Origin of the sequence: Citrobacter amalonaticus Y19 (genome assembly GCF_000981805.1) — a bacterium.
GTDB classification, from domain to species: domain Bacteria; phylum Pseudomonadota; class Gammaproteobacteria; order Enterobacterales; family Enterobacteriaceae; genus Citrobacter_A; species Citrobacter_A amalonaticus_C.
Map to the genome: position 1 here is coordinate 2,363,714 of NZ_CP011132.1, position 21,858 is coordinate 2,385,571.

General features: G+C 53.3%; 19 protein-coding genes. All 19 read right to left on the minus strand.

The genetic code is table 11. The annotated features are described in order from the left end of the window. Nucleotides 1-22: 22 nt before the first annotated feature. The 19 genes from tviB to wcaA all read right to left on the minus strand — a co-directional run bounded on the left by tviB (nt 23) and on the right by wcaA (nt 21,827). On the minus strand, nt 23-1,303 hold the full coding sequence (gene tviB, locus F384_RS10985) for a Vi polysaccharide biosynthesis UDP-N-acetylglucosamine C-6 dehydrogenase TviB (RefSeq protein WP_046481493.1): 1,281 nt from the start codon (nt 1,301-1,303) through the stop codon (nt 23-25). 427 nt (nt 1,304-1,730) lie between these two features. Beyond that, on the minus strand, nt 1,731-2,624 hold the full coding sequence (gene galF, locus F384_RS10990; RefSeq protein ID WP_046481494.1) for a UTP--glucose-1-phosphate uridylyltransferase GalF: 894 nt from the start codon (nt 2,622-2,624) through the stop codon (nt 1,731-1,733). Nucleotides 2,625-2,800: 176 nt separating this feature from the next. Beyond that, the gene (gene wcaM / locus F384_RS10995) at nt 2,801-4,204 is read right to left on the minus strand and encodes a colanic acid biosynthesis protein WcaM (RefSeq protein WP_046481495.1); all 1,404 of its coding nucleotides are present in this window, start codon (nt 4,202-4,204) and stop codon (nt 2,801-2,803) included. An 11-nt stretch (nt 4,205-4,215) separates the two neighbouring features. Continuing rightward, complete coding sequence (gene wcaL, locus F384_RS11000) at nt 4,216-5,436, minus strand: colanic acid biosynthesis glycosyltransferase WcaL (RefSeq protein ID WP_046481496.1); 1,221 nt, start codon at nt 5,434-5,436, stop codon at nt 4,216-4,218. After that, entirely contained in the window at nt 5,433-6,713 is a 1,281-nt protein-coding gene (gene wcaK, locus F384_RS11005; protein ID WP_046481497.1) for a colanic acid biosynthesis pyruvyl transferase WcaK, read from the minus strand. Before wcaK ends, wcaL begins: the two co-directional genes overlap by 4 nt. Nucleotides 6,714-6,866: 153 nt before the next feature. Next, nucleotides 6,867-8,345, minus strand: a complete 1,479-nt coding sequence (gene wzxC / locus F384_RS11010; RefSeq protein ID WP_046481498.1) for a colanic acid undecaprenyl disphosphate flippase WzxC — start codon at nt 8,343-8,345, stop codon at nt 6,867-6,869. Between the two features lie 9 nt (nt 8,346-8,354). Next, nucleotides 8,355-9,749: an undecaprenyl-phosphate glucose phosphotransferase gene (gene wcaJ, locus F384_RS11015; RefSeq protein ID WP_046481499.1), complete on the minus strand. Its 1,395-nt coding sequence runs from the start codon at nt 9,747-9,749 to the stop codon at nt 8,355-8,357. 53 nt (nt 9,750-9,802) lie between these two features. Then, nucleotides 9,803-11,173, minus strand: coding sequence for a colanic acid biosynthesis phosphomannomutase CpsG (gene cpsG, locus F384_RS11020; RefSeq protein WP_046481500.1), 1,371 nt, complete (start codon nt 11,171-11,173; stop codon nt 9,803-9,805). Between the two features lie 200 nt (nt 11,174-11,373). Beyond that, entirely contained in the window at nt 11,374-12,810 is a 1,437-nt protein-coding gene (cpsB, locus tag F384_RS11025; RefSeq protein WP_046481501.1) for a mannose-1-phosphate guanyltransferase, read from the minus strand. A 125-nt stretch (nt 12,811-12,935) separates the two neighbouring features. Next, nucleotides 12,936-14,162 carry a colanic acid biosynthesis fucosyltransferase WcaI gene (wcaI, locus tag F384_RS11030; protein ID WP_046481502.1) on the minus strand — a complete coding sequence of 409 codons (1,227 nt, stop codon included), beginning with the start codon at nt 14,160-14,162 and terminating at the stop codon, nt 12,936-12,938. Further along, entirely contained in the window at nt 14,159-14,638 is a 480-nt protein-coding gene (locus F384_RS11035; protein WP_046481503.1) for a GDP-mannose mannosyl hydrolase, read from the minus strand. Before F384_RS11035 ends, wcaI begins: the two co-directional genes overlap by 4 nt. Nucleotides 14,639-14,640: 2 nt before the next feature. Then, nucleotides 14,641-15,606: a GDP-L-fucose synthase gene (gene fcl, locus F384_RS11040; RefSeq protein WP_046481504.1), complete on the minus strand. Its 966-nt coding sequence runs from the start codon at nt 15,604-15,606 to the stop codon at nt 14,641-14,643. A 2-nt stretch (nt 15,607-15,608) separates the two neighbouring features. Beyond that, nucleotides 15,609-16,730, minus strand: a complete 1,122-nt coding sequence (gene gmd / locus F384_RS11045) for a GDP-mannose 4,6-dehydratase (protein ID WP_046481505.1) — start codon at nt 16,728-16,730, stop codon at nt 15,609-15,611. Between the two features lie 11 nt (nt 16,731-16,741). After that, nucleotides 16,742-17,308 (minus strand): colanic acid biosynthesis acetyltransferase WcaF, encoded by a 567-nt coding sequence (wcaF, locus tag F384_RS11050; protein ID WP_046481506.1) that lies wholly within the window; start codon nt 17,306-17,308, stop codon nt 16,742-16,744. 16 nt (nt 17,309-17,324) lie between these two features. Further along, a complete protein-coding gene (gene wcaE / locus F384_RS11055; protein ID WP_046481507.1) occupies nt 17,325-18,071 on the minus strand; it encodes a colanic acid biosynthesis glycosyltransferase WcaE in 747 nt (248 codons plus the stop codon). Between the two features lie 13 nt (nt 18,072-18,084). Further along, nucleotides 18,085-19,305 carry a colanic acid polymerase WcaD gene (wcaD, locus tag F384_RS11060; protein ID WP_046481508.1) on the minus strand — a complete coding sequence of 407 codons (1,221 nt, stop codon included), beginning with the start codon at nt 19,303-19,305 and terminating at the stop codon, nt 18,085-18,087. Continuing rightward, nucleotides 19,280-20,497: a colanic acid biosynthesis glycosyltransferase WcaC gene (gene wcaC / locus F384_RS11065; protein WP_046481509.1), complete on the minus strand. Its 1,218-nt coding sequence runs from the start codon at nt 20,495-20,497 to the stop codon at nt 19,280-19,282. Before wcaC ends, wcaD begins: the two co-directional genes overlap by 26 nt. Continuing rightward, nucleotides 20,494-20,982: a colanic acid biosynthesis acetyltransferase WcaB gene (gene wcaB / locus F384_RS11070; RefSeq protein ID WP_046481510.1), complete on the minus strand. Its 489-nt coding sequence runs from the start codon at nt 20,980-20,982 to the stop codon at nt 20,494-20,496. The genes wcaC and wcaB overlap by 4 nt, the downstream gene beginning before the upstream one ends. A 2-nt stretch (nt 20,983-20,984) precedes the next feature. Continuing rightward, a complete protein-coding gene (wcaA, locus tag F384_RS11075) occupies nt 20,985-21,827 on the minus strand; it encodes a colanic acid biosynthesis glycosyltransferase WcaA (protein WP_046481512.1) in 843 nt (280 codons plus the stop codon). Nucleotides 21,828-21,858 lie beyond the last annotated feature (31 nt).

The window sequence follows — 21,858 nt, forward strand, 5'->3', positions numbered from 1 at the left end:
TGACATGCAGCATCAAATTATCTTAAAGACGAATATCTACCAGGTTAGGATCGATGATATATTTCAAATCATAAACAACGCCATCATCTCTGATTAGCCCTTTAACGTCTTCTTTACTCATGTTTTTAAATTGAGAGTGTGCAACAGCAAAGATTACGCCGTCATACTTCTTATCAGACAATGTGTTTAATACGTTAATTCCATACTCATGGTAGGCTTCTTCGACATTTACCCATGGATCATATATATCAACGGCCACATTATATTCTTTCAACTCGGAGAAGATATCGACAACTTTTGTATTACGAAGATCTGGGCAATTTTCTTTAAAGGTTAGTCCCATAATGAGGACATTAGCACCTTCAATCTGTAATTTTTTCTTAAGCATTGCTTTAATAAGTTGCGATGCTACATACCGACTCATGCCATCATTTATTCTGCGACCAGCCAGGATGACTTCTGGATGATAACCTATCGCTTGTGCTTTATGAGTTAAATAGTAAGGATCAACACCAATGCAATGTCCCCCAACTAAGCCTGGTCGAAATGGTAAGAAGTTCCATTTAGTACCTGCGGCCTTTAATACTTCTTCTGTATCAATACCTAGCTTATTAAAAATCATTGCAAGTTCGTTAATCAGTGCAATATTCAGATCGCGCTGAGTGTTCTCAATCACTTTTGCCGCTTCGGCCACACGTATCGAAGATGCTTTATGGGTTCCTGCTGTGATGATGGTTCCATATAACTTATCGACAACCTCAGCGATTTCAGGTGTTGAACCCGAGGTTACTTTTTTGATCGTTGTCACGCGGTGTTCTTTGTCACCAGGGTTGATGCGCTCCGGACTGTAACCGGCAAAGAAGTCCGTATTAAATGTCAGGCCAGAGATCTTCTCAATAACAGGGATACATACTTCTTCTGTTGCACCTGGATAGACGGTTGATTCGTAGATGACAATGTCATCTTTTTTAATAATTTTTCCGAGTGTTTCCGAGGCTTTAACGAGAGGTGTTAAATCAGGTTGTTTATATTCATCAATTGGCGTTGGTACCGTTACGATGAATACATTGCATGTTGCTAATTCTTTATGATCGCATGAATATTGAAGAGAGTGCGCTTGTGTCAGTTCGTCAGAAGTACATTCTAACGTAAAGTCATTACCAGCAGACAATTCTTTAATTCGTTTCTCATTGATATCAAAACCAAGCGTCTTTATTTTTTTGCCAAATTCAACAGCTAAAGGTAAACCAACATAACCCAGCCCAATAATTCCTATTTTATAATTTTCAAGATTAAAGCTCATTTTACTATTCCTGAGAAGTAACTTTAAAAGATTTAATTGCTAACTCTTTCACCTAACATGCAGCGCTTAAATAGCCAACAATGATGTGATATGCAGTCGTACCGACGTATTAATACAGACACGCTACCGCCCCTGGCTTTACAGCTACCAGTGCACTGCGTACTCTCACAGACGTGTTGAGCTCTGCTTTCTCTTCCGCAAAGCCTCTAAACTCAAACACTAATTGTCTTACCAATTGATGTCAGAAACAAGAAGAAATATTATAAAAAGCAGTGCTAAATTTTGTAGTTAACCTAATGAAAATAGAGATTTTTTCCTGAAAAAGAAAAAACGGCAGCCACATTCCTGGCATACTTACATCATCGCCTGGAATGTTGACTACCGTTATTTATTTTTACGCCCTGAGTTGGGCGTCTATTTTTTAAACTTACTCGCTAAGCAGCTTCTCAATGCCCTTGCGGAACTTCGGCCCTTCTTTCAGGTTACGTAGCCCATACTTCACAAACGCTTGCATGTAGCCCAATTTTTTACCGCAGTCGTAGCTGTCGCCGGTCATCAGCATGGCGTCAACAGACTGTTTTTTCGCCAGTTCTGCAATCGCATCAGTTAGCTGGATACGACCCCAGGCCCCCGGTTCAGTTCTTTCCAGTTCGGCCCAGATATCCGCTGATAGGACATAACGCCCTACCGCCATGAGATCGGAATCCAGCGTCTGCGGCTGATCCGGTTTCTCAATAAACTCGACGATACGGCTTACCTTACCTTCGTTATCCAGCGGATCTTTCGTCTGGATGACGGAGTACTCGGAAAGGTCGCCCGCCATACGTTTCGCCAGCACCTGGCTACGCCCTGTTTCTTCAAAGCGCGCCACCATCGCGGCAAGGTTATAACGCAGTGGATCGGCACTGGCGCTGTCAATGACGATGTCAGGCAATACGACCACAAAAGGGTTATCACCAATTGCCGGACGCGCGCAAAGAATGGAGTGGCCCAACCCCAGTGGCTGCGCCTGGCGCACGTTCATGATGGTGACACCCGGAGGACAAATGGACTGCACTTCCGCCAGCAACTGGCGCTTCACGCGCTGCTCAAGGAGTGACTCTAGTTCATAGGAGGTGTCGAAATGGTTCTCAACGGCGTTTTTAGATGCGTGAGTGACCAGAAGAATCTCTTTAATACCTGCAGCTACAATTTCGTCGACGATATATTGAATCATTGGCTTGTCGACGATCGGTAGCATCTCTTTGGGAATCGCCTTGGTGGCAGGCAACATGTGCATACCCAGACCCGCTACCGGTATAACTGCTTTCAAATTACTCATTATTTCATCCACCTGTAAAATGGTTGCTGAATTATAGCCTTTTGACTCGTTTTAGCCAGCATGAATTAGTTAGAGGAAATCATCGCTGCTTTGTGACTGATGCTACGCCGCTCGGAGTTAAATTGCAGTAGCCATAATCTTAAGTATGGACCAGTTTCGCCAGGAATGGTCGCAAATCACCCCCTCCCCTCCGGTAACCGGAAGTTGATTGCTTCAACATTCACCACATGATGGTTTATCCGGTCAATGTCCACCGAGCTTTGCCCTTTCTCATTCACCGCGTGTACGTTTGCCAGCGACAGCAGCGTGTCGTCTTTCGCCGTGAACTTACCGCGCACATCTTTACGCAGGTCAAAGTGCATTTTCAGCGCTGGACCGGTTACTGATTCCTGCATCACCTTGATATTACGTAAAAAGAGATGCTGGGGCTGATTGTGCAACTCCAGCGTCGCCCGCTTCATCTCAATGTTGGTCAGTGCGACGAAAGAGGTCGCATTACCCGACGAAATTTGAATGCCGCGCAATGTGTATTCAAGCTGCGTGTTATCCAGCGTGATATTATTGAGTTTGAAATTTTGCGGGATAGACAGATATTTTCCTTTGACGACACCGTAACCAATGAGCATCCCGGCACTGTTGACCATGTCGATATTATCAATCACGAAATTATCACAGCCGTAAATAGCGACCGTCGCATTGTCGATGCCCGCCTTCTTACTGAAATCCGGGGTGATGTTCTTCGCTTTAACATTGCGAATAACAAAGTGTTTTCCGTTTTCGACATGCACCAACTGCCGACAATCTGACCCGGTAATGTTAGCAACCACAAAGTTTTTGACCGTTTGCTGCTCGGGATAGGTATTGTCGTAGGTGCTCCCCGCGAGCCCAATGCCAATCCCCCAGTTAATCTTGCCGTTGGTACAGTTAATCCGTTCAATGACGTGGTCGGAAATCAGGATATTGCTGTCGTTAATCGCGACGTTCCATTCGATGGCGTCACCCTGCAAGTCACTGAAGCGACAGTGAGTAATGCGCGCGCCGTCCACCTGATTGTGGAATCCCTGGCGCAGTATCGCGTAGTTGGCCTGAGTCACCGTGAGATTCTCGATGACCAGATTGCGCATCACGCGCGGCTTTTTCCCGCCGATATAAATTTGTGTCACCGGCCCGAAACCGCTCATCGTAAGCCCCGTTATCGCGCAGTCGGAACCGCGGACATCCAGCGTGATATTGTGCAGGCTACCGCCCTTCTCGCCTGTCACCTGACAGGCATCCTGGAGCACAACGCGACCGCGACCGTTGCCGCTCAGACGGCCCAGCACATGCAGCGTTTTTCCCGGCGGGATAAAAATACCGGTATTGATGTTCTCACACACCAGTCCCGTCGGCACCACGACGATCTCTGCGTCGCTGAAGGCCTGTTTAAACGAGGCAATCCAGTCTTTCGCATCGTAATCCTGGATATTGACGGTTTTACGGGACGCAACGGCGCGGGCAAAGGGAGAATGGAGGGCGGGAAGTACGGCAAGCGCGGAGCTTGCCGTCAGGAAGGTACGTCGGGAGAGTGTTTTCTCTGGCATACAACCTCGGTTTACATCGTTTGCAGCAGGCTGGCCAACTGACGGTTAATCACCTGCTGATTAAAATCATGTTCAACTTTTTCACGCGCACGCTGAATAACAGGTTCCAGCGTGTGGTGGTCAATTTGGCTGAACGAGACGAGCTGTTGCGCCAGCGCACTGGCATCGTTTTCCGGCACCAGCCAGCCGGATTTTCCGGCATCCACCAGTTCCGGGATCCCACTGTGAACGGTTGAGACCACCGGGATCCCCACCGCCATCGCTTCCATCAGTGCCACCGGGATCCCTTCCATGTCGCCATCCGCACCGGTAATCGACGGCAGAAGAAAGACATCCGCGTTATCCAGCATCGTTTTCACTTCATGGCTGGGCTTAAAGCCCGGCATATCAATCACATCATCGAGTTGATACTGCTCAATCAGCGTACGTAATCTCCGCTCCCAGGGCCCCATGCCCAGAATGCGATAGCGAAACGCCACGCCCTGCTCCTTCAACTGACGGCAGGCCTCTATCGCCACATGCAGCCCTTTTTTCTCAGTCAGTCGCGCAACAGAGATAATCTCCAGCGGCGTACCGGGTGTTTTCACTGGCCGGTGCGTAAAGCGCGTCATGTCCACGCCCATTCGCGAAACGGCAATCTTCTCGGGAGGACAGCCCATGCTTCTCAGCCTTCCGGCCCAGAGATCGCTAATCGGCAGCATCAGGTCGCCACGGCGGAACAGTTGCTGGTATTCGGGCGTGTAATGATTAAGGACGTCCCGACTGGAAATATCGATACCGTGGAAAATCGTCGCAATCTTGCCCTCAATGACTCCCAGCTCACGCAACTTTGCCGCCGTCACGCCCGCCGGACCAAAATGAGCGATAAAGACATCCGCACGCAGCGGTTTACTTACCTGCGCACAAATCGACGAAAGGATCAGATTGCGTGATTCATCGCCGTAGCGGGTGAAATTGAGTGATTTCCAGGTCGCCGCCCGGCGCAGTCCCGGCAGCGTTTTTATAGCCCGGGAGCGCAGCTTTGCCAGACGTCCCTGCGGCTCATCCTGCAACCAGCGCGTTCTGGTCGCCAGGCCATATTTTTCCCAGGCCGCGTGCGTATTTTGCGTATCGCCTTTCTGCAAGGCGACAATCTCAACGTCAAAGCCCATATCGATAAACGCGGTAATCTGATTGAGGACGAAGGTTTCCGACGACAGCGGGAATTTCAGTAAAAAGAAGCTGACCTTCATTTCCCCTCCCCGATGCGTGTTAACACCGATTCCACCATGCGGTATCCCTGCTCGCGTTCGCGCCGCACCGCCTGCGCAAGACGCTCATTAATCTGCGGTAGTTGTCCCAGCGTATCCGCCACCATCGCTTGCAGACTGCCATCCAGCAGATGACGGATATCTATCGCCATCTCCGGCATCCCCAGTTGCTGCATGATGCCCGCCGATTTGTGTTCGTAATTAATGGCGATGGCAGGCGTTGCGAAGTTCATCGAGATAATCGCGGAATGCAGACGCGTACCGACCGTCAGGTCGCAGGCGCCGAGGATCTTGCCCATCTCCAGGTCGTTCAGTTCATCCATCACCACGTGGTAGCGCGCCGGATCGCTGACGTGCTGGCGCAGATTCAGCGCCACCATGCGGTCATCTTTGTTATAGCTGTCGATGCCAGTACAGGTGGACAGCGCGATAACCTGATACCCCTCGTCCAGAATGCGGTTTACCACGCCGGCGAAAGCCTTCTCATAAGCCTCCTGCGTGGTGCCCAGCCGTTTATCAAACGGCGCCAGTTCGCGCAGGGTAATCGCCACCGTTTTCTGCTGCGTCGCCACATCCAGCCAGTGTCGTACCGCATACCCTGGTTCAAAGTCCGCCTCGTGATGATCCACCAGCCACGCGGTATCCACGCCGTGTTCAACTTTTTCGGTGGTGATTTCACTGCGTTTCATGAGATCCAGACTGACGGACTCACGCAGGAACAGCGCATCACAGTGACCGAAAACATAGTTAGCCAGTTGATTAAATTGCGGATCCTGGAACGGCCCCACGCTGTGGCCTATCATGTACAGCGGTTTTTTCGCCATAAAGGTACACAGCGCGTGTTCAAATTGCGGAACACCGTACAGATCGACGAAGAACGAACCGCCCACCTGAATGATGGCGTCATAGCCCGAGAGCAGACGCACGAAGTCGGTAAAGCCCTGAGCAATCGCGATATTTCGCAGCTTGCCGGTATCGGTAACACGGGAAAGCAGTACCTGATGCTGGTAGCGACGGCGGAGGACTTTTTTCACCCGCCCCACCACGCCTGCCGCGCTGTTGTGCTGTTTCATCTGTAAAAAGAGCGGATCGCCCATCACCGGACGATTCAAAAGCCAGGAAGAACTCACCGGGTAGCGGCTCATGACATCCACTTCCGCGTCCGGTTCGAGGCGGTTAATGGCGTCCAGCAGGCCGCGTAGAATCGCGCTATCGCCACGGTTGCCGCAGGTATGGTTGCCCAGAATCAGTAATTTCATTTCACCCTCGTAAAATCGTTGCCGGATGGCGGCTATCGCCTTATCCGGCCTACAGCGTTATTTCCCGGTCCAATAACCGAAGCGCCATGCGCCCCGTAGGCCTGATAAGCGCAGCGTCATCAGGCATGGTTTGCCGGATGACGGCGGTAAGGTTCAACCTGCGCGAAGCAGGGTTTTCATTTTTTCGCTGCGACAAAACTGGCGCTTCATCTCCACCACCAGCGGGTGGCGCGAGAGCACGATCATTACCGCGAACGCCAGCACACCGGCGATAATCTGTGTCGCCAACAGCACGCTCAGCGACAGATGCCCCTGCAACGCAATGCCCAGCCCATAACTCACCGCCAGCGTTGGCAGTGAGAGATAGAACGGCAGCCACAGGCTCAGAATGTACTGACGATAGCTGGAACCCAGCACCGGTTTAATCATCACGAAATAGCTCAGAACGGTGTTGATGATTTGCACCAGCAGGAAGCCCAGCGTCACGCCGATCGCGCCTGCCATCTGCCCGCCGACAATAATCGCCGGGATGAACAGGAACGTTTTAAACACATTAAATTTAAAGCTGATGTCCACGCGCGCTTTTGCCATCAACAGCGAGCCAATCGGATTACCGACCGAGCGCAGCAGTCCCACCACGCACAGCAGTTGCAGCACGGGGATGATGCTGTTCCACTTCTCGCCAAAGACCAGCGGCACAACATGATTGGCAACCACCATCAGGCCAAGCAGCGCCGGAAAGTTAATGATCCCCACCACGGAAAGCAGCTTGTAAAAGTTCACGCGCAGCTTCTGCGTGTCGTCCTGAATTTTGGCAAATGCCGGGAACAGCACGCGGGTGATGATCGGGTTAAGCTTCATCGGCGGCACCACCGCCACGTTGTACGCCAGGTTATAGCCCCCGGCGACGCCAGCGCCGAGAATGCGCGCCAGCACCAGCGTGGAAAGGTTGGTATTGACATAGTTGATGATGCTGTCCGCCGTCAGCCACGCGCCAAAGCGCAAATTCGAGGAAACGGACGCCAGCGAAAAGTGCAGGCCCGGACGGTAGATCTTGCGACCAAAGTAGCCAAACAGCAGCGTGCGCACCGCGCTGTTGACCAGGTAGCCGAGAATGGCGGTCATCGCCAGCGGCCAGAAATGCGCGCTAACGACGGTAAAGGTAAAGCCCGCCAGCACGGCGCTGGTTTCAATCATCCCAATCTTGTTGAACTCCAGTTCTTTCTGCATCAGGGCGCGAAACTGTTGTCCGTGTGGGATCACCACGAACGCCAGCGACAGCGTTTTAATCAACGGCGCCAGATCCGGGTTATGCAGCACATTGCCAATGACATCGCTAAGCAGGAAGACTGCCACACAGACGACGATTCCCAGCCCAACGTTCAGCCAGTACAGCGTGGTCAGCTCAAGGTGGCTTATCTCCTTGCGTTGAATAATCGAGTTGGCAATACCGAAGTCAGACAGTGTATCGGCCAGCGCAATGATCACCAGCGATACGGTCAGCAGGCCGAACTGGTGGTTATCGACGATCCGCGCCAGCACCGTCATCTGGATAAGCCCCAGACTGATGATGATCACCGTGGCGATAGCCGACCATTTCGCGCCGCTGATGGTTTTTTCACGTAAGCTCATAACCGTTCCTCAGTACGCCGCTTTGTTGACAAAGCCTTTGAACACCGTCAGAAAAACGATCCTGATGTCGAACCACACGCTCCACTCACGGATGTATTCCAGATCGTACTCCACGCGTTTTTCCATTTTCTCCAGCGTGTCGGTCTCACCGCGCCAGCCGTTGATTTGCGCCCAGCCGGTGATCCCCGGCTTGACCTTATGGCGCAGCATGTAGCCTTCAATCAGCTGACGATACTGTTCGTTATGCGCCACCGCATGCGGGCGCGGCCCGACGATGGACATCCCGCCGGTCAGTACATTGATAAACTGCGGCAGCTCATCCAGCGAGGTACGACGCAGGAAGTTACCCACGCGGGTGACGCGCGGATCGTTCTGCGTCGCCTGCGTAACGACCGTGTCGTTCTCCATCACCTTCATTGAGCGGAATTTCCATACCTTGATTGGTTTACCGTCCATGCCATAGCGGGTCTGACGAAAGATAATCGGCCCCGGTGAACTCAGCTTCACCGCCAGCGCAATGCAGCACAGCACCGGGGAGATCAGCAGCAGGATCAGCGTTGCCAGCACAATATCTTCCGCGCGCTTAAGCAGACGGTTAATCCCCGACAGCGGCGTGTCATACAATGGCACCACCGGCACACCGCTCACCTCTTCGATGCGGGAATGCAGAATGTTAAAGGTAAACACGTCCGGGATGAGGATCACCGAACAGGTGGTATCCGCCAGTTCGCGCACCAGTTTTTTCACCCGCGCGCCGTCGCACATCGACATGGCGATATAGACGTTATGAATGCGCGACGCTTTGGCATCTTCAACCAGTTGTTCCAGGTTCCCTGCCCAGTCTGACGTCACGCCACCCGGTTTCGGGTCGTGATAGACGCCGACCACTTCAAAACCCAGCCACGGTTCGTTGCGAAAGCTGTCGAGCAGCGACTGCCCGGCAGGCAGATCGCCCGCAACCGCCACCCGGCGCGTGTTATAGCCACGATGACGTAACCAGCCTGCGCCATAGCGGATAAACGAACGACAAAAGACAAGCCCGACGCTGGTCAGCAGATACCACGCCAGCCAGATGGCAAGGCGGTTGTCGAAATCGGCGTTAAACGCCACCAGACCAGCAGTAAAGACGAGGCTAAGCGTCCAGTTTTGCAGCAGAAGGGTCAGCTCTGTGGCAATTTTGACGCCACGCCATGAGCGATAGAAATCGGTGATGCCGCCCAGCATCTGAAAAACAACCAACGTGATCAGCGCCACCAACAGGTGCATATACAGGAAAGGCAATCCACTGACTTCGCAGACAACCCACAGCCCGCCAAACATGATGGTGATATCTGAAAAGCGTTGCACCATAGAGATTAACGATGCATTGGTTTTAGCCCGTTCGCGCTTTTTTAGATTTGTCATCGTTGTTCCTGTTATTAGCCCCTTACCCGCCAGCGAGTAAGGGAGATCTGACCTTACTGATTCAGTAACGTAAGCAGAGTGCGCGTTCGCGCTTCCATCAGCGGAATATCCCCGCGTGACTCCACGTTCAGGCGAACCACCGGTTCGGTGTTCGAGGAGCGCAGGTTGAAGCGCCAGTCGACAAACGACATGCTGATGCCATCCGTTCTGTCCACCGCCAGCGCCTCGCTGGCGAAGTGCTGTTCCACCCGTGAAATTGCCGCCGCCGCGTCGTCCAGCAGGCTATTGATTTCGCCGCTCGCCGGGAATGCCGCCATCCGGTCACGTACCAACTCACCCAGCGACTGCCCTTTCTGGCACACCAGTTCCGCCACCAGCAGCCACGGGATCATCCCGCTGTCGCAATAGGCAAAATCACGAAAATAGTGGTGGGCGCTCATTTCTCCGCCGTAGATGGCATCTTCACGGCGCATCCGTTCCTTGATGAAGGCATGACCGGTTTTCGACATCACCGGGGTGCCGCCCGCCGCCGTCACCACATCCACCGTGTTCCACGACAGGCGCGGGTCGTGGATGATTCGGGAGCCCGGCTGTTTTTCGAGGAACGCTTCCGCCAGCAGGCCGACAATGTAGTAGCCCTCGATAAACTGACCTTTCTCATCGAACAGGAAGCAGCGGTCGAAATCGCCGTCAAACGCGATACCCATATCGGCACCGTGTTCTATCACCGCATTTCGGGTGTCGGCGCGACATTCCGGCAGCAACGGGTTAGGAATACCGTTCGGGAAATTGCCGTCGGGAAGGTTGTGTACTTTGATAAATTCAACCGGCACGCCCTGCGCCTTAAAGCGCGCTTCGATAGCGTCCACCACCGGGCCTGCTGCACCGTTACCGGAATTAATCACCAGCTTCAGCGGGGTGAGATTTTTCACGTTGATGTAGCCGAACAGGTGGTCGATATAGGCGTCACGCAGGGTTATTTGTTGGTAACTCCCACGCTTTGCGTCGTTCACGGGCGGGAAGTCGTTGGCTTCCGCCAGACGCTGCACGTCTCGCAGACCGGTATCGCCGCTGATGGGGCGAGCCCCTTCGCGCACCAGTTTCATCCCGTTATAGTCCATCGGGTTATGGCTGGCGGTCACTTCAATCCCGCCATCTACGCCGAGGTGGAAGGTGGCGAAATAGATCTCTTCGGTGCCCGACAGGCCGATATCCAGCACGTCAACACCCGCGTCCTGCAACCCTTTCGCCAGCGCCAGCTTCAGCGCTTCGCTGGTCAGACGCACGTCGCCGCCCAGCACAATGGTTTTCGGCTTGAGAAACTCGCCGTACGCACGGCCAATCCGCCATGCAATCTCTTCATTCAGTTCTTCGCCGAGCCTGCCGCGAATGTCGTAGGCTTTGAAACAGGTTAATTTCGTCATGTTTTTACCCTTCTTCAGGCAACAGTTGTCCCTGACCCGTTAATGGCCAAAATTGTTTTGTTGTTTTTTGCCGTAGGCCGGATAAGCAACGCGCCATCCGGCGGTCATTGCCTGATGGCGACGCTTCGCGTCTTATCAGGCCTACACGCTACAGAATCGTAGACCCGGTAAGCGCAGCGTCACCGGGCGCAATAAAGGCGTTACACCCGGCCGTAGCGATCTTTAAACCGCACCACGTCATCCTCTTCGAGGTAAGAACCCGAGCGCACTTCAATCAGATCGAGTGGAATTTTTCCGGGGTTTTCCAGACAGTGGGTGGCCCCCAGCGGAATGTAGACAGACTCGTTTTCACCGAGCAGTTTGATATCACCGTCAATGGTGACTTTGGCAGTACCGGCCACCACCACCCAGTGTTCAGCGCGGTGATGGTGCATCTGTACCGACAGCCCCTCACCCGGTTTCACGGTGATGCGTTTGACCTGATAGCGGTCGCCGGCGTCGATGGAGTCATATTTGCCCCACGGACGGTACACTTCGCGGTGAATATGGTGCTCGTGGCGACCATCGGCTTTGATTTGTTCAACCACTTTCTTCACGTCCTGCACCGCATGACGATCGGCGATCAGTACCGCATCTTTGGTCTGCACCACCACCAGATCTTTGACGCCGACGGTGGTCACCAGACCCGATTCGGCATAGACATAGCTGTTCTCGGTTTTATGGCTGATAACGTCGCCGTGGTGGACGTTTCCCTCGGCAGTATGGGCGCTGATTTCCCACAGCGAGGACCAGGAACCGACATCGCTCCAGCCCGCATCCATCGGCATCACCACCGCATCCGCCGTGCGCTCCATCACCGCGTAATCGACGGATTCTTCCGGGCAGGCCAGGAATGAGGCTTCATCCACGCGGATGAAATCGAGATCCGGATCGACCGCGCTCATCGCGTTTTCGCAGGCTTCCAGAATATCGGGACGGTATTTCTTCAGCTCTTCCAGATAGCGTCCGGCGCGGAACAGGAACATCCCGCTGTTCCAGTAATAATCCCCGCTGGCGACATAAGCCTGAGCCGTTTCCAGATTCGGTTTTTCCACAAACTGCGCAACCTCAAACGCCACGGCATCTTTCTCGCCGGGCGTGACATCGCCGCGACGGATATAGCCGTAGCCGGTTTCCGGTAGATCCGGAACGATACCAAACGTGACCAGCTTTCCGGCTTCGGCATACGGCATGGCGTTTCGCACCGCGTCACGAAAGGCGTCTTCGTTGGCAATCACGTGATCTGCCGCCAGCACCAGCATCAGCGGGTCGCAGTCCGGACGGTGGCGTTTTGCCGCCAGCGCCGCTAAAGCAATCGCCGGCGCGGTATTGCGTCCTGCCGGTTCGAGAATAATGTTCTCAGTCAGTTTGTTGAGCTGGCGCAACTGCTCCGCGACGATAAAACGGTGCTGCTCGTTGCAGATAACGACCGGGCTTTCGCACTCCACGCCGTTCAGACGACAAATGGTCGTTTGCAGCATGGTGAGATCGCCTTTCAGGCACAGAAACTGCTTGGGATAAAGTACGCGGGAAAGCGGCCATAAGCGGCTACCGGAGCCACCGGCCATTACGACCGGATAGAGTGTTGTCTGACTCATAATTAATCCCCGAATCCCCTTCATTCTTCACGTTGCAGGTGTGTTGTCTTTCCTCGTTCACCCCAGTCACTTACTTATGTAAGCTCCTGGGGATTCACTGCGTCGCCGCCTTCCTGCAACTCGAATTATTTTGGGGAAATATCATTCATAAATTGACGTAACACGTTCTCTTTATCGAGCGTGCGTTCGGCATATTCACGTGCCACCGTGTTGTTTTTGGGCATAGCGAGCGCCATCGCGACCCCGGCCACCAGCGCGTCGACCGATTCCGGCTCAACGCAGACCGCGATGCCTGCAACGTTGTCGCAAAGCTGACCGAGTTCCGTCTCCGGTTCTGCGGTAATCACCGCATTACCGCCCACCGCCAGAATGTTGGTCAGTTTGGAGGGCAGAACGGCATCCGCCGCCCCGCGTTTTTGCACGACCAGATGGCAATCGCCCATCTTCAATAGTGCAGGCAGCGCCTCGTACGGTTGCAGCGGGAAAAACAGCACGTTGTGCAGACCGCGCTCGCGGACCATTTTCTCCAGCCGCGCTTTACCGCCGCCCTGACCGACGATGGCGAAAATGAGCGGCTGCTCACGCAGTTGTTCCGCCGCCGCAATCACGTTTTCCAGCCCCTGCTTCTCGCCGATATTGCCGGAGTAAAGAATGATTTTTTTGTCATCCGGCAAACCAAGCTGTTGGCGCAGGGTAATGACCTCGTCATCACTAACGTTTTGAAAACGGGCGACTTCCGACCAGTTAGGGAAGAAGATCACCTTCTCTGCCGCCACCCCTTTCTCCTGCGCTTTATTCATCATTGAGCGGGAGATGGTGGAGACATTGTCGACGTTATGCAGGCCACTGCGCTCGAAAGCGGTCGCCAGTTGCGCCACTTTGCCGCTTTTACCCTTGCCCGCCAGACCGAGGCCCAGCATCGCATCGACCTCGTAGTCCTGAATGTGCAGCACGGTGCGGGCACCGGAGAGTTTTGCCAGCAGGCGCATCCCCGGCGTACAAAACAGCGTGGGCACCACGCCAATAATGCGATCCGGCTTCCAGCGACGCTGCGCCATCAGCGGGAAAAAGCTGCTCAGGGCAAAGCTGCCCAGATGCAGTAATCGTTTCAGTGTTGATGGCTGCTTTGGCACATACAACGGGCAGCGCCAGACGGTGGCGTCGCCCTCTTCCCGGCGATAGCGCCAGGCAGAGTAACGCTCGCCGACTTTCCACTGTGGGTAGTACGGTGGTGCGGTGATGACCCGCACGTCATGGCCTTCACGCGCCATCCACTCCACCATTTCACCGGTGTATTTGCCGATGCCGGTGAGTTCTGGTGAGTAGTTGATGCCATAAACGAGGATTCTCATAATCCCGGCGCCTTAGCCTGACATTCCGGCAAAAAGTACGCCCGACTGTTGTCATGCACGTTGTCGCTCGCCAGCAACGCCGCAGGCGTCAGCCAACGGTAAGCGTTGTGCTGCGCGTCAGGCAGAGACAAATCGCGCGCCTGCACCCGCAGACGGAAACCGAGCACGATGTAATGCGTCGAGAAGTCTTCGCCGGAAAAGTTATCGTCATAGAAATGCTGCCAGACGCCATAAAATTCCCCGGCGGACAGCGGTAAACGTTGTCCCAGTTCGGCTTCGGTCAGGCGTTCGAAGGCCACACTCAGCGGCTCATCTTTTTGCACCCGCCCACCGGGCACAAACCAGTAGCCCTGCGCCGGGCGGTTCAGTCGTTTGCCCAGCAGAAATTCCCCCTGCGCGTTTTCCACGATCAAATCAATGGAGACAAGCGGCGTGGAACGCACGACGGTGGCAAAATCTTCCTGACGTAAAAACATGTTTACCCCCGGAACCGATGCTGATTCTCAAGGAACCACTGGTACGTGCTGGCAAGACCTGCTTCCAGTGAGATCTCGTGATACCAGCCCAGTTGATGCAGACGCGCCACATCCAGCAGTTTTCGCGGCGTACCGTCCGGCTTCGTAGCGTCAAACACCACGCGGCCTTTGTAACCCACAACCTGAGCGATGGTCTGCGCCAGTTCACGAATGGTGCAGTCCACGCCCGTACCGACGTTAATGTGCGACAGCATCGGCTGGGTGTTTTCCTGCCAGACTTCGCTGTCCAGTTCCATCACGTGGATGCTGGCCGCCGCCATATCATCGACGTGCAAGAACTCACGCATCGGCGTCCCGCTTCCCCACACCACCACGTCCGGCGCGTTCTGCACGGTCGCTTCGTGGAAACGACGCAGCAGCGCCGGGATCACATGCGAATTGCTCGGATGGAAGTTGTCATGCGGGCCGTACAGGTTGGTTGGCATCACGGAACGATAATCGCGGCCATACTGGCGGTTATAGGACTCGCACAGCTTGATACCGGCAATCTTGGCAATGGCATACGGCTCGTTGGTCGGTTCCAGCGTGCCCTGCAACAGTTCACTTTCCGCCATCGGCTGTTTCGCCAGTTTGGGATAGATACAGGATGAACCGAGGAACAGCAGCTTATTCACGTTGTGCAGATGTGCAGCGTGAATAATATTGCTTTCCATCATCATGTTTTCAAAGATGAAATCGGCCGGGTACGTGTTGTTAGCAACAATGCCGCCCACCTTCGCCGCCGCCAGATAAACCTGGTCTATCCGTTCGGCGGCAAAGAAATCCTGTACGGCCTTACTGTCCAGCAGGTTCAGCTCATCACGCGTGCGCAGCACCAACTCCACATCGCCGCGCTGCTCAAGCTGGCGGACAATCGCGGAACCCACCATTCCGCGATGACCGGCAATAAAGATACGTTGTTTGCTCATTCTCAGGACTCCAGCGCGATGGCAACCTCGTAGCCGTGAGATTTCAGCAGGGAGTGTTTCTTCGCCGCTTCCAGATCGTTGGCGACCATCTCGGAGACCATCTCCTGCAACGTAATTTCCGGTTTCCAGCCCAGCTTCTCATGCGCTTTGGTTGGGTCGCCCAGCAGGGTTTCCACTTCCGCCGGACGGAAATAACGCGGATCAACGGCGACCATGACATCACCCGGTTTCACGCCCGGCGCGTCATGACCGGTGACCGAAACCACTATCCCTTTCTCTTCCACGCCTTCGCCTTCAAAGCGCAGTTTGATCCCCAGTTGAGCCGCCGCCATTTCGACGAACTGACGCACGGAGTACTGCACGCCGGTGGCGATAACGAAGTCTTCCGGCTGTTCCTGTTGCAGCATCATCCACTGCATTTTGACGTAGTCTTTCGCATGACCCCAGTCACGCAGGGAATCCATGTTGCCGAGGTACAGGCAAGACTCCAGACCCTGAGCGATGTTGGCAATCGCGCGGGTGATTTTACGGGTGACGAAGGTTTCGCCACGACGCGGCGATTCGTGGTTAAACAGAATGCCGTTACAGGCGTAGATACCGTAGGATTCACGGTAGTTGACGGTTATCCAGTAGGCGTAAAGTTTAGCGACCGCGTACGGTGAGCGCGGGTAGAACGGCGTGGTCTCTTTCTGCGGAATTTCCTGCACCAGACCGTACAGTTCGGAAGTTGATGCCTGATAGAAACGGGTTTTCTTTTCAAGGCCCAGGAAGCGGATGGCTTCCAGCAGGCGCAGTGTCCCCATCGCATCGACATCGGCCGTGTATTCCGGCGATTCGAAGGAGACCGCTACGTGGCTCATGGCACCCAGGTTGTAGACCTCATCCGGCTGTACTTCTTGCAGGATACGCGTCAGGTTAGAGGAGTCCGTCAGGTCACCGTAGTGCAGATGGAATTTCGGGTTACCCGCATGAGGATCCTGATAGATGTGATCCACGCGCTCGGTGTTAAATGAAGAAGCACGACGCTTAATCCCGTGAACTTCATACCCTTTTTCCAGCAGAAGTTCTGTCAGGTAAGAACCGTCCTGCCCGGTTACACCGGTGATGAGAGCGACTTTTGACATTTTATTACCTCTTAATTGATCCCATTAGGGTGTAACGTTGTAACGCGTTCACGCGTTGCCACTGCGGGATTGCCACGGCAAATCGTATTTGCCGGTAGCGACTTAAAAACACTGCTGCGCGCACCGACGACGGTGCCATCGCCTATCGTGACGCCTGGCGCCACGAACACATCCGTTGCCAGCCAGCATTTCTCACCAATCACAATCGGGGTGGCATTAATATCAAAATGCGCACTTGCGTGATCGTGACTGCCGGTACACAAATAACTTTTCTGCGAAACCACCGCATGGGCGCCAATCGTAATATCACCCAGCGTATATAAATTGACGTCATCACCCACCCAGGCATAATCGCCAATGGTTAATTTCCACGGATAGGTAATTTTCACCGATGGTCTAATCACTACGTTTTTTCCTATTTTTGCGCCAAACAGACGGAGCAAAAAAGCGCGCCAGCGATACAACACCTGCGGCGACCAGGAAAATAATGTTGCCTGTACCGCCCACCACAACTGGACTTTAATTGCATTACCACCCCGAAAACCTTTCGGTACGGAGAAACCACTTAAATCCTGCATATTGCATCCTTATATTTCAGACTTTGTTATATAAGGCTTTCGTTTTACCGGTTGTGCGCAACCGTAATAGTTTCGACAATTCAGCCCAGAAACCCGGCACGCGTAATATCTGACGCTGCACTTTTTTCGCGTCTTCGCATAGTTCCAGATTATTCGTCGTTGACACGCCGCCCATTGAAAACTCAGACACCAGACCGTCCAGTTTTTTAAAGTCATAGCCTTCTTTATACAATCTGGCGGCCAGCGCATAATCGGATGACACTTTATATTGCAGGTCATAGCGCCAGACTTTCAGTCCCGCCAGCGGGAAAAAGATGGCCTGATGACTTGCCGGCAGACTGTGATAAATATACCAACCGGGTTTCGCGCTACGTTTCGTTTTATGACCATCGCCAAAATCAAGCAGCGCGTCACCGGTAATCATCACGTCATCTTTTTGTGTCTTGAGCTGACGGACAACGTGGGTCACATCCGGATGGAAAATATCGCCAGAGTTGAGGAACAGCGCGAACTTTCCACGCGCCATTTCAATGCCCTTGTTCATCGCATCATAGATGCCGTTATCCGGTTCGCTGACAAAGCGTAAGTGATAGTTACCACTGAGGTTTTCCAGAAATTCTTGTGTACCATCCTTCGAACCGCCATCCACTACAATCCACTCAAAGCTGATGTCACTCGCCTTCGCCAGGTGCGCCAGTGACGCATGGGTTTTGGCAATGCCGTCCAGATTGCGAAACGCGACGGTGATAACACTGAGCAGCATAGGATTAACCTCATTATACTTTTGTAATATTCAGCGCTTTGCGCAGAATAAACGGACAAACAATTAAAAATGCATATTCCGGACTAAATATCGAACCGGTAAAAAACAGCGACACCGGCGTAAAAAGATAAAGTTGCACCCGAAAATTCTGATTATCGCCAAATGCGTTTAACGTCATTTTAAAGATTTTCCACAGGTACCACAGCGTCATTAACACCGCGAACCAGGAAAAATAAATAATCAGCAGATACAAACCATTGTCTATTGTTTTTCCGACATCTGCACCGTTAAAGATTCCGAATGATGCGACATATTCATAAAGTGAGCCAAATCTGACTACGCCATCAATATGGGTCAACGAATAACCGACCATCACTAACGGACCCACAATGCGATAATAAGAAGACGATCCTTCCGTGCCTAAATCTCCCAGACGCGTAGAGATATAAGGGAATGCAAATATCACCCCTACTAAAAATACGGCTAATGAGATTATCGCCAGCGGTAACTTTTTCTTTATCGCATCCTTATTCAGATACTGAAACGCCCATTCCAGCAGGTAAAACAGGATAAATGTCATTACCCCTGAAAACGATCCTGATAATATTATCCCTGCCAGAATCATAGCATCGGTTTTAGGTGTTTTGATACCAAACTGTTTGATACTGAGCCAAATTGAGATTAACGCCAGAGCAAAAAATGCCGGTTCAAAATAGAGTGCGGTCGTTCGCTTGCCACCAAATTTAATAAAGTTCAGTACATAGCTATTACTGTAAATAAGATACTTCGAAATTCCTTCCATCAGGCTACTGCCGCCGGTCAGGATAATTTGCGCCATTTCCGCCGCGGCCAGCATCACCACCAGCGCCACCACCAGATAGAAAAAGCGCAGGATCTTACGGTAGTTATGCGGGGAAATGGTTTTGAAGCGAATGCTCCAGACCATGCCGATAATGATCACGATATAGACAAACAGCATCGTCGACGTGACGTACTTGCTGGCGTCCAGCGACTGACCGAACAGATAGTTAAACGCCGTAAGCCCTGCCCCAATCCCTAACGCAATCATCAGCTTTTTAATGCTGATTCGCTCAACGAACAGCAACAAAAAGACGGGTAAAAAAGTGACGATGGTGATGGGGAAACTTTCGCCCAGTTGGGCAATTTTGACGTTGACCAGCAGGTAGATCAGCGGCAGCAGCAGATAGCTACAGATTCTGATAGAACGAGACATATTCCTCCAGCATCTGTTGACCACTGTATGCCGCGCGACTGCGCTCACGAAACGCGCTGAGCGTGGTGCCAAAAACGGTCTGTGCGATCCCCGCCTTGTCCATCTGTACCAGTTGCAGCACCTCTTGCGCCGCAAACGTTTTTCCACCCGATTTGTGCAGCACTTCCTGCGCCGCATCGCTGTGGGTGGCGATCACCGGTACGCCTATCGACAACGCTTCGCATAAAATCAGCGGGTAATTGTCCACGCGGGAACTGAACACCAGTGCGTCCATCTGATTGAGCGCGCTCATCAGCTTACGTTTGTCGGTTTCGAAGCCGTGATTCACCACGTTCGCCCCGTCAAACGGCGAGAATTTGCCAAAGGTATGCAGCTCAATCTTATCGCCCAGCGCCATCATGTCTCGCACCAGGCGCTGATTGGTTTTACCGTCGTAGCGCAGATCGTGGGCAACAATCGCAATCTTCGGTTTCCCTTGCGTCTCATTGACCGGGGACAATTCCGCCAGAATCGCTTCGGTTGCCACATCAATACCGTTATTAATAATGCGGCAGCGCCCCGCGCCGTACAGACTGTTAAACGCGTCGGCAACGTGTTGACTCGGCGAGATAAACTGACAGCCCAGCGCCAGCATCTGGCGGAACAGTTGACGTTTTCCGTCGACCAGCGCATGCGCACGGTCAACCTTCACCGGCGGGTAATTATTCAGCGTCGGGCATTTCTGACAGCCGGATTTCCACCCCTCACAGCCGTCGGTAAAGGCGCAACGCCCGGTCACACTCCAGTGGTCATGCAGCGTCCAGACCAGCGTGACGTCCGGCTTGTGATTTTTCACCTTTTCGCAGAACGCCACCACGTCAGCCAGATTCAGCCAGTAGCTGTGCAGAACGTGAAAATGCAGTACCAGTGGCCCAGGTGTGCGGGTCACGGTACGGTAGAGCGTATTCAGATTGCCAAACAGATCGCGATTGAACAGACGAAACAGGGCGATATTGGCCACCGACGTCAGACGTGGCGTCTGCTTGATGACATGGGAATAGTGGCGATGGCTGACGCTCTTTTTCCCTCCCTTGCCGTAGCCGTAGATAAATTGCGAAGCCAGCCCTTTTTGCAGCGCACGCTGATGCAGATCTAATGCCACTCCAGCCGCACCGCCTTCCGCCAGTCGCACATTAAATTGCAGAATATTCATTTAATTACCTTAACCCGGGCCTTCTCACCCACCACCAGCGCATTGTCCGGGATGCTGTCGAGCACCACGCTGCCTGCGCCAACGGTCACGTTATTTCCAATGCGGATGTCACCCAGCAGGACAACGTTGGCCCCCAGTTCCACGCCGTTGCCAATCACCGGACAGGCCAGGCTGTCCGCCCCGCGATTGCCGATAGTGACGCCATGACGAACCGTGAAATCATCACCGGCCACCACGTTTTTGTTGATCACCAGGGCGTAACCATGATGAATGGTGAAACGCCGTCCGATGGTGGCCGCCGCCTGAATTTCATAGCCGAACAGGCATTCGGTAATCAGCCGATACAGCACCAGCACCGGCGCGGCCCACAGATTGTTCAGCACGTTTTTTTTGCGCCAGACGGAGCAGAAATGGGCCACCCGATAAGCCAGCACCATGCAGCACGGGCGCAGACTCCCGCTGTTCGCGCGGATATCTTCCAGCATGCTTAACGTCCTCGCAGTCCGTCCGCCAGACGCTTGCCGTTACGCAGTGACAACAGCGTCAGCAGCGTGCGCCAGGTCATGCGCTTGTTGCGGATCTGGTAGAGCGTAAACAGCTGATATTTCTTGCTGGCGCGGTCGAATTTGTCTTTGTGCTTGCGGTAAAAATGGAAGTAGCCAGAGAATTTCTTCGGCGACGAGGTGATCTGCATTTCGCCGTGATTGATGTGCAGGATCTGCGTCGCCTCCTCCACCTTCCACGGCTCGCCATACTCCACCACCATTCGCAGAAAGATGTCGTAATCCTGCGCGGCTTTCAGTTCGGTATCAAACAGACACTCTTTGAAACGCCACGCCCAGGTAAAGACCTGATTACCAATGATGTTGCGTTTGTAGAACAGGTGTCGCGAGTAAGGGGATTTCGGATACAGCGGCAGGCTCGCCGGCTGCGAGTAGACCTCGCCTTCGCAGACATAATCGTTAGCGTACAAAAATGCGTGGGTCACCAGTTGATGCTTGTGCGCAAGAAACACGCTCAGACGGTTTGGCGTCCACTCATCATCATCATCAATACCGGTGATGTAATGCCCTTGCGCCTGGACGATGGCCTGATTACGCACCGCGCAGGCGCCGGAGTTGATCTCATTATGGGTGTAGCGTACGCGCGGGTCGTTCAGTCCCTCAACAAACTGCTGTAGCTGCTCATAGGAGGAGGAGCAATCATCAACGATGATCATCTCCCAGTGGGGATAGTCCTGACGCAGCACCGATTTAATCGCCCGAATGGCGAGTTGCTGTCGGTTCCAGGTTGGCATATAAATGGAAATCAATGGCTTGTCTGTTTTCATCTTCATTTCCCAGGAAGTATTACCTGATGGC

Coding starts and splice junctions, on each gene's coding strand:
- tviB (WP_046481493.1), bottom strand. CDS start 1,303: ATGAGCTTTAATCTTGAAAATTATAAAATAGGAATTATTGGGCTGGGT.
- galF (WP_046481494.1), bottom strand. CDS start 2,624: ATGAGTAATTTGAAAGCAGTTATACCGGTAGCGGGTCTGGGTATGCAC.
- wcaM (WP_046481495.1), bottom strand. CDS start 4,204: ATGCCAGAGAAAACACTCTCCCGACGTACCTTCCTGACGGCAAGCTCC.
- wcaL (WP_046481496.1), bottom strand. CDS start 5,436: ATGAAGGTCAGCTTCTTTTTACTGAAATTCCCGCTGTCGTCGGAAACC.
- wcaK (WP_046481497.1), bottom strand. CDS start 6,713: ATGAAATTACTGATTCTGGGCAACCATACCTGCGGCAACCGTGGCGAT.
- wzxC (WP_046481498.1), bottom strand. CDS start 8,345: ATGAGCTTACGTGAAAAAACCATCAGCGGCGCGAAATGGTCGGCTATC.
- wcaJ (WP_046481499.1), bottom strand. CDS start 9,749: ATGACAAATCTAAAAAAGCGCGAACGGGCTAAAACCAATGCATCGTTA.
- cpsG (WP_046481500.1), bottom strand. CDS start 11,173: ATGACGAAATTAACCTGTTTCAAAGCCTACGACATTCGCGGCAGGCTC.
- cpsB (WP_046481501.1), bottom strand. CDS start 12,810: ATGAGTCAGACAACACTCTATCCGGTCGTAATGGCCGGTGGCTCCGGT.
- wcaI (WP_046481502.1), bottom strand. CDS start 14,162: ATGAGAATCCTCGTTTATGGCATCAACTACTCACCAGAACTCACCGGC.
- F384_RS11035 (WP_046481503.1), bottom strand. CDS start 14,638: ATGTTTTTACGTCAGGAAGATTTTGCCACCGTCGTGCGTTCCACGCCG.
- fcl (WP_046481504.1), bottom strand. CDS start 15,606: ATGAGCAAACAACGTATCTTTATTGCCGGTCATCGCGGAATGGTGGGT.
- gmd (WP_046481505.1), bottom strand. CDS start 16,730: ATGTCAAAAGTCGCTCTCATCACCGGTGTAACCGGGCAGGACGGTTCT.
- wcaF (WP_046481506.1), bottom strand. CDS start 17,308: ATGCAGGATTTAAGTGGTTTCTCCGTACCGAAAGGTTTTCGGGGTGGT.
- wcaE (WP_046481507.1), bottom strand. CDS start 18,071: ATGCTGCTCAGTGTTATCACCGTCGCGTTTCGCAATCTGGACGGCATT.
- wcaD (WP_046481508.1), bottom strand. CDS start 19,305: ATGTCTCGTTCTATCAGAATCTGTAGCTATCTGCTGCTGCCGCTGATC.
- wcaC (WP_046481509.1), bottom strand. CDS start 20,497: ATGAATATTCTGCAATTTAATGTGCGACTGGCGGAAGGCGGTGCGGCT.
- wcaB (WP_046481510.1), bottom strand. CDS start 20,982: ATGCTGGAAGATATCCGCGCGAACAGCGGGAGTCTGCGCCCGTGCTGC.
- wcaA (WP_046481512.1), bottom strand. CDS start 21,827: ATGAAAACAGACAAGCCATTGATTTCCATTTATATGCCAACCTGGAAC.